1 protein-coding gene is annotated in these 1,028 nt (G+C 46.1%); it reads right to left on the reverse strand.

The window, feature by feature from the left end; all coding sequences use genetic code 11:
- On the reverse strand, positions 1 to 979 hold a 979-nt coding region (locus A3766_RS01180; protein ID WP_156508591.1), incomplete at its 3' end, for a response regulator.
- Between the last annotated feature and the right edge of the window lie 49 nt (positions 980 to 1,028).

Here is a 1,028-nt window from a genome sequence, read left to right on the forward strand (position 1 = left end):
GAAACTTGTCTTGCTGGCGTATCACTCGGGCTAGCTCCATACCGGTACAGCCTGGCATGTACATATCCATGATAATTATCTCAGGCTGGAAATCCGCCAAGGCTACCAGGATATCCATCGGCTCGGTAATGATGTGAGGAATCATGCCGGCTTTGTGCAATATATTCTCAATGTACTTTGCTTGTGCTTTAGAGTCATCGACTACCAGAATACGGTATGGGTCCTGAATGTTGGCGTGCGTATATTGCTCAAATTTTTCTATTAGCTGGCCAGGGTCGATGGCTCGATAAAAAAACTCTTCGCCGCCTGTGCGCGATGCTTTTAGCCGGGTCTGAATGTCGTCAGTGCTCTCGCTAACATAAATAACTGGAATAGTTGTCTCGTGAGACTCCTGGATTACTTGAACGGCATCGATGCCAGCAAGCTTATGCCCGCCAAAATCTACATCGGCTACGATGGTCTCTGGCTTATCCTGCTTAGCTGCGTGAACAAAATCATCAACATCACTGAAGTTGATTGAACGAAAACCAAAGAACTCCAGCTGATTAATAATGCGGTTAGCGTACTCGGTGTTGTNTAGCGCGAGGTAAATCGGAGTGCGTAAAAAAGTACGTGGATTCGAGTGCGAGGTGTCGCTTCGCCCCCCTCCGGTATCACTCTTTCGCAAAGTGCACTCATTCAGCTCCTGAATAAAGGACTCAATTTTTTGTTGGCTGTCTAACGAAAGCGGGGCTTCAGGGTTAACATTGCTCAGTAGCTGGTTAATTTTTCGTGCCGAAGTCTCCTGGCGAGACATCTCAAAGCGGGTTGCAAAACGCTCTAGTTTTTCACTCGCATCATTTAAATCTTGAGTGCGATCCAGGTCTTCCCAAGAGGAGAGTTTGCACTTTTGATAGACATCTAATACAACTCTGGCTTGCGTCGTAACTCGTTTTGCAAACAGTTGTTTAAGTTTCTCTCGTTGGTTGTCCTGAGCCATTCCTTGATCCTAATGGAAGAATTCTTTTTGTAAACGCGAATCGTCTCTA

It is taken from the genome of Oleiphilus sp. HI0132 (assembly GCF_001635845.1).